The 6594-nt window shown below is 69.5% G+C and carries 5 protein-coding genes and 1 pseudogene; 3 read left to right on the forward strand and 3 right to left on the reverse strand.

What is annotated here, in order from left to right:
* Nucleotides 1-125: 125 nt before the first annotated feature.
* The 3 genes from FREUN1FDRAFT_RS19690 to FREUN1FDRAFT_RS19700 are packed head-to-tail and all read right to left on the reverse strand — an operon-like array spanning nt 126 to nt 4023.
* Complete coding sequence (locus FREUN1FDRAFT_RS19690) at nt 126-1208, reverse strand: hypothetical protein (RefSeq protein ID WP_006541906.1); 1083 nt, start codon at nt 1206-1208, stop codon at nt 126-128.
* Nucleotides 1205-3181 carry a type IV secretory system conjugative DNA transfer family protein gene (locus FREUN1FDRAFT_RS39965; RefSeq protein ID WP_006541907.1) on the reverse strand — a complete coding sequence of 659 codons (1977 nt, stop codon included), beginning with the start codon at nt 3179-3181 and terminating at the stop codon, nt 1205-1207. The genes FREUN1FDRAFT_RS19690 and FREUN1FDRAFT_RS39965 overlap by 4 nt, the downstream gene beginning before the upstream one ends.
* Nucleotides 3178-4023: a hypothetical protein gene (locus tag FREUN1FDRAFT_RS19700; RefSeq protein WP_006541908.1), complete on the reverse strand. Its 846-nt coding sequence runs from the start codon at nt 4021-4023 to the stop codon at nt 3178-3180. Before FREUN1FDRAFT_RS19700 ends, FREUN1FDRAFT_RS39965 begins: the two co-directional genes overlap by 4 nt.
* Nucleotides 4024-4230: 207 nt before the next feature.
* Between FREUN1FDRAFT_RS19700 and FREUN1FDRAFT_RS19705 the strand changes: the two genes are divergently transcribed.
* The 3 genes and pseudogenes from FREUN1FDRAFT_RS19705 to FREUN1FDRAFT_RS19710 all read left to right on the forward strand — a co-directional run.
* On the forward strand, nt 4231-5454 hold the full coding sequence (locus FREUN1FDRAFT_RS19705) for a toprim domain-containing protein (RefSeq protein WP_006541909.1): 1224 nt from the start codon (nt 4231-4233) through the stop codon (nt 5452-5454).
* A gap of 231 nt (nt 5455-5685) precedes the next feature.
* A complete protein-coding gene (locus FREUN1FDRAFT_RS46535; protein WP_369809807.1) occupies nt 5686-5772 on the forward strand; it encodes a hypothetical protein in 87 nt (28 codons plus the stop codon).
* 501 nt (nt 5773-6273) lie between these two features.
* A pseudogene (locus FREUN1FDRAFT_RS19710) lies at nt 6274-6594 on the forward strand (transposase); the annotation flags it as partial.

Genomic DNA, 6594 nt, shown 5'->3' on the forward strand with positions numbered 1-6594 from the left:
GGGAGGCGAATCCAGCGGACGATCTGACTGGTCGGCGCGAGGCGGCGTCGGCTCGCTGTCTGGCGGCGATGCCCGGCCGGCGGCGTCCCCTGGCGGCGGCGTGCCCGCCGCGTGTGGCGGCGTCGTCATGACACGGCCACCGAGGGGACGGCCTGATCGGCGGGGCCGGCGGGTACACCGGGAAGAGGACCGGCCGGCGGGGGCAGCAGGGTTGTTCGCACCGCGGCCGCGGGGCTGACGATCGTGCCCCTCGGACCGTCCGCGGCGCCGGCGAAGAGATCGCCGTCGGGCGTCCACTGGTAGGACCGGATCTCCTCACCGTCGGCGGCTGGCACCGTGGCCTTCACCTCGCCGGTGAGGAGTCGCCCGTCCGGAAGGCGCACCTCGACGCGGTCGCCGACCTGGTGCGGCCCCGCGTGTTCGGCGACGAGTCCGGCGACATCGTCGTGGTGGCGGGTGAGGAAACTGCGCTGCCTGGCGTTGAGCGGAACGTCCGCCTCGGGATGCAGCAGCATCTGGACCAGTCCGCGTACCGTTTCGCTGCTGCGCGGCTCGGTGTCGGCGGGAACCTCGATGTCATCGCCAGCGAAGACAACATCGCCGTTCAGGCAGAGCCGGTACGTGAGTTCGCGGCGCCCCTCTGTCACTGTGCATCCCAGGTCGACGATGTCGACCTGGTAGAGGTCCCCGACGTGCTGGGAGCTCGTGGTCTCCCAGCGCAGCTCGACGCGGGATTGTTCCAGTGATTCCGCGTAGGTGATCGGTGGCCGTCCAGGAACCGACACGATGGCCTTGTCCGCAGGACGATGGTCGGGCTCGTGATTGTGCGGTTCCTGCGGTTCCGCGGCGGTCTCCGGGTTCTGGACGTCCGCGGCCTTCTCCCCGAGGCGGAGAGTCGCAGCCTCGGCACGCAGCGCCCGGTGGATACCGTCTCCCAGCGGGAATCCGAGGCTCTGCTCGAGGGCCCGACTCGACGCGGCGGTGACAGGTGGTCGCGTCGCGCCGATGGTTTCCGGAGAGTGATCGTTCGTGTTGTCAGGCCCAGAGGGTCGATAGACGGCGCCATGGAGCCGGCTTTCCGGATCGACGCCGATGCGCCACAGCCCGCTGCGGGTCTCGATCGTCACGGGGTTGTCGATGGCGGCCAGGATCGCGGCTATGTCCGGCACCCAGCCCACCGGAACCGCGTCGGGTTCCTGCCGGGTCACGGCGCCTCCCGCCGGCCGCGGAACAGCGCCGGCGGTTGCCCTGATGCCAGCCGGATAAGTCCGCTGTCCCGGAACCAGTACCGACCACGCAGGTGGACGGGCGGAAGCGTGCCGTGCAGCATCAGCGCCTCGCCGGGGGCGACCTGACGCAGCAGCGAGGGCGGCAGCAGTTCCAGGCGGGTCGGAGCCTCGGAAACACCTTCCCGGCCTCCGCCCGGGGCGGTGTCGGTGGACAGAGTGCGCGCGGAGATGTGCTCCTGTCCCAGCAGGACTCCGACGTAGTCCAGGGTGGATCGATCCGAGATACCCGAGAAGAAGATCTTCGTGGTGGCGTTGGCGACGATCACGTCGGCCTTCGTGCCGTAGGCGGCGTCGATCTGGGCTTTGCTCTGATACAGCAGCATCAGCTGGATACCCATGCCCGCGCAGGTCGAGATCCTGCCGGGGAGATTCCGCATCGGCCAGTTACCGGCCTCGTCGATGACGACCAGCAGCGGCGGATCGAGCGGCTTTCCGGTCCGCCCAACCTGGGCATAGACAGCGCGGATCAGGTCGTCGACGACTCCCCCGAGCACCGGAGCGAGCCGTTCCGCGTCGTCCAGATCAGCGCACAGGTACAGGGTGTTGTGAGCCAGCCGGTTCCCCAGAATCCTTCCCTCGGCGCTGCTGTGACCCTCGTCGTGCTCGTCGCGGTCGTCCTCGTCATCGTCGTCGTCGCTCAGACCGTCGAACCACCAGCCGTCGTCCTCGTCCCCCAGACCATCGGTGGAGGTGCCGAGCAGCCAGCCGAGATCGATCGTGGATCGCTGCGCGGAGCGTGCCACCGCTGGCTCCTGCCACGGACGGATCATCTGCCGGGCGACGAGGAAGACCGACGAGATCTGCTTCGGGTCGGTCTTCCACACGGCGGTGAGGTTCGCCAACACCTGCTCCGCGTCGTCCCGCACCTCCGGGTCCTCGTGGAGCGCGAACGCCTTCACGAAACCCAGCACACCGTCGCGCTCCAGGGAGGTAACCCACTGGACGGCCGTGTCCATGCCGAGCCCGGCGGTGGCCGCGACCCAGAACAGGTTGGCCAACAGGTCTTCGCCGGCCGCGGTCCAGAAGCCCATATCGCCGGAGCCGCCAGCCGTCCAGTCCGTGCTGTTCGCGATCGACCGGGCCGCGAGCCGGGCACCCGCGAGACTGAACGATTCGGCCAGCGGCGACCAGTGCGCCGACGTCTCACCGGTGATGCCCGTCGGGTCGAACACCCGGACCTCGCCGACGCCATACCGTCGCTGCACCGTGGCGCCCATGAGATCCTTCTTCACCGACAGCGCGATGACCGGCCCTTCCCATTCCAGGATCGCGGGTACGGCGCACGCCGCGGTCTTCCCGCAGCGCGTCGGGCCGATGACCAGCACCGTGCCACGGTCACCACGTCGCTTCTCCGCCTGGCGCCGAAGGAGACGCGGCACCGCGTCCGGAAGCGGCCGCGACGCATCCTCCGTCGCGAGCAGCCGGGAAACGAACCCGTCCCGTGTCCGTCCCAGGATCAGCCGACCCGGTAGCGGCCCATCCACCCACAGCGGCAACAGGTCCCAGAGGCGGGCGAACCGCGCCTCCGGATCCAGCCCCATCCGCCGCCGGCGCGCGACTCCCACCCGGCGCTGCGCCAGCAGACACACAGCGACGCCGATCAGCACCGTCACGCCGATCGGAACCAGCGACGCGCACCAGTATGCGAACGGCCCCGGGAGCCGCGCAGCCACGTCCGCCGGCCACGCGCTCGCCGGATCCGTCGGATGCAACATCAGCCGCGGGATGGCGAGCAGCACCGTCCCCAACCCGACAGTGAGCGGCTCGTGCGCGCCGAACAGCACCGCGGCGGCCTGCGCGCCCGACCACACACCGCCCGCGGTGGCGAACAGCACGCCAGCCACAAACAACAGCGCCGTCTCCGGGATCCACACGGGTGACTGCCCGGTCATACGGCCACTCCCCCGGCCCCGACCCGCACGCCGACACCCAGCGCCGATCGAACCGACCGGACCGCGGCGTCCCGCCGCAACCGCACCGTCCGGTCCGTGATCCCCTCACGAGCAGCGATCTCCGCCTGGCTCCGACCGTTGATCGTGAGATCGACCAGCAGCCGCAGGGCCGCCGGGTCCGTCCCCGCAGCGTAGGCCTCGGACAGCGTCTCGAGCAGATCCGCACCCGGCCCGGCGCCCCGGCCGATCCCGGGAGTGGGCCGGCCATCCAGCCCCGCGGGAACGGCGGGCAGCACCTCCGGGTAGAAGGTGCTGCGCTCCATGATCGGCACATACCCGAAGACCCGGTAGGTCGTGTCGCGGACGACGTTCACCGCGATCTTTCGTGGCCTCCGCTCCAGCGGATACCCGCAGATCACCTCCCAGCCGGCCGCGACGAGCTCCACCAGAACGTCGCTGAAGGCCATCGAGCCACGGCCTCCACCGAACGGCGCCGAGCCCGCTCGGCGGACCGCGGTGACCACCAGCGCCGGCAGCACCCGCTCCAACACCACCCGGACCGCGGCGCTGTCACCCGCCCTCGCATGCGCCACCAGCGCAGCCAGACGCCCGTCGGCCACCTCCAACGGCACCGACCGGTCCCGGCCACAGGCGTCGAGCAGACCTGCGAGGGAATGACTGTGCGCGGCCAGCGCCGGATCCGCCTGCCACCGACGCAGGCCGTCCGCGGCATCAGCCCCTCGCGACCAGCGTCCCCAGTCCATACGCCACCGGCGTAGCTCGGCGGTCCGCGGCACGAATCCCCCACCGCCCCACGCCGAATCCGTTTCCTCTGTCGTCATGGGACGGGACGGTCCGCAACGTCACCATCTGGGAGCACCCTCGCCGAGGCCTCGCGGACGTCATCGCGAATTCCCCGACATCGACGACGCCCTCACGAGATCATTGAAGTGGTCATCACGCCGTTCGTCCCCGATGCGGTTTCCGTATCCACCCAGGCCGTTTCCACAACGACGATGACTGCCCCCTCGTGCGGAGGATCCCGGCTCATGGCCCCCTTCGACCGCGACGCGATCCTCGACGCCACGGACCTCGCCACCCTGGCCACCGAGAAATGCGGCACGCCCCAGGGCAGCGGACGTCGCGCCCGCTGGCATTGCCCGAACCCGGCCCATCCCGACGAGCATCCGTCGATGGGCATCTACCAGAACCAACGGGGCCAGTGGAGATGGAAATGCCTCGCCTGCGGCGAGGGCGGCACAGCCATCGACCTCGTCATGATCACCGAAAGCTGCACCGTGCTGGAGGCCCTGCACAACCTCGCCGACCGCACCGGCCTTCGACATGCCGCACACCCCACCGCCACACGTCGAGCCGTCCGCTCGCCTCGCGGGATCCACGCACAGGCACGCGCCGCCTCCGTACCTTCACAACCCGAGGTGAAGGCCAGTCGGACCGGACACGACGCCCGAAGCCGCAACCTTGAGACCGCCACTGCCGTCGACCCCGCCGTCGCTGCTTTGGCCACCGAGGCCGAGGAACTGCTCTGGCGTCCGATCGGCCGCGGAGCCCTCCGCTACCTGCACAGCCGCGGCTTCACCGACGAGATCCTCCGTGCCAACAGCGTCGGCTTCGACCCCGGCCCCAACCAGCTACCCCGGCCCGACGGACTCCCCCGCTCCGGACCCGGCATCGTTTTCCCTGTCCGCGATCCCGTTCATCACGACGTCACCTACTACCAGGTCCGCTACCTCAGCCCGAACATCCGGCGCCGCTACGACCAGCCCACCCGCGACCGGGCCCCCAACCCCCGCCTCGCCCGGCTCGCCACCGCAGGCCCGCCCAGACCCGGCATCGCCGTCATCTGCGAAGGCTTCCCCGACGCCCTCACCGCGGCCCAGAACGACCTCACCGCCATCGCACTCCTCGGCACCGCGCACGCCAGCAGCACCGGAGCCCCTGACCTCGCCCAACGCCTCATCAGCGAGCTCCCGGACACGACGTTCGTCATCTGTTTCGACGACGACACCGCCAAGAGCACGGGGAAGCTGGACGCCGGGCAGGCCGCCGCAGTCCGCCTCGCCGACGAACTCGCCCAACACGACAGGCTCGTCCTCAACATCCAACCGCCCACAGGCACAAACGACCTGAATTCCTGGTGGCAGAACGATCCGAACACCGTCAAGAACACCCTACGGAGCATCACCTCCGACTTTTCCTGCAGGTCCCCTTCCCTTAATTGGTCACCAGCGTCCTCCATCACACCCACCTGATCCCCGGAGGCTGCCAAACCAATGGTCGTCCTACATGCGGCCCGGTCAACGCGGCGCCTGGGGTCTGGTCAGGCCGGTGGAATCGGACAAGCTGCGCGCCGCCGCCGGGTACGAGCAGGCCTGCCGGCTGGTCGTGCCGTGCATCGGATTGGTGACGTTTCGTGGCAAACTGACCTGCTGTGAGCACACCCGGGGCTGGGGACGGCTGGGATTTTTTCGTACACCGGCAGGGTGTTGTCGGTGGCGTTCTCCCCCGACGGGACCACCCTCGCCGTCGGCTCCACCGACGCAACGGTGCGCCTCTGGAAAGCCGGGTAGGCGGTAACAGACGCGAGAGCTCAGCAGGCCACGGGAATGACCAGAGCCCTCGGCCGGCAGATCCGAGGATGCCGTTCTGGTGCCCGGTAATCGGTGGGGTTATCAGGTCTTGCAGGGAGCGGGAGAGCCGGTGTCGATGTTCGGAGACGTCTGCGCTGATGCCCGAACCCGCGTACACGGTGTTCTTCAGGCGACGTCAACGCCGAAGGTCGCGGGCTCCGGCACGTCCCCGAGCGACCCGCGATCGCCCAACACCTCTAATGGGACGTACCGGGTCGCTGTAGGGCAGGCTCGGTGCCGGTAGCCGCTGGTAGGTGAGCACTCCGCGCCTCTGGACCGAAGTCGAGTCCTAAGGTCAGACCGTGCCCCTGCCGGTGGTCGGGAGAGCTGACTGCTGATGGGATGTCGTGGCCGTCGAGCAAGACGTGACCACTTGAGCATTAGGGCGTGGTGGATCTCCCGTGGGCTGCCGGAACTGCTGCCGGTGCGAAGGAGGCCTGGGTGCTGTTCGTCGGGGACGACTGGGCGGAAGATCACCATGATGTGGAGGTGCAGGACGAGACCGGCCGGCGGCTGACGAAGGCCAGGGTGCCGGAGGGTGCGGCGGGCATCGCCCGGCTGCACGCCATGGTCGGGCGGTATCTTCCCGAGGACGCTGACCCTGGCCAGGTCGTGGTCGGGATCGAGACGGACCGTGGTCCGTGGGTGTCCGCGCTGGTCGCCGCCGGTTACCAGGTGATCGCGGTGAACCCGCTGCAGGCGGCTCGTTACCGGGAGCGGTATTCGACGTCCGGGCGAAGAGCGATGCCGGTGATGCGCACG

This window comes from Parafrankia sp. EUN1f, assembly GCF_000177675.1.
Classification (GTDB): domain Bacteria; phylum Actinomycetota; class Actinomycetes; order Frankiales; family Frankiaceae; genus Parafrankia.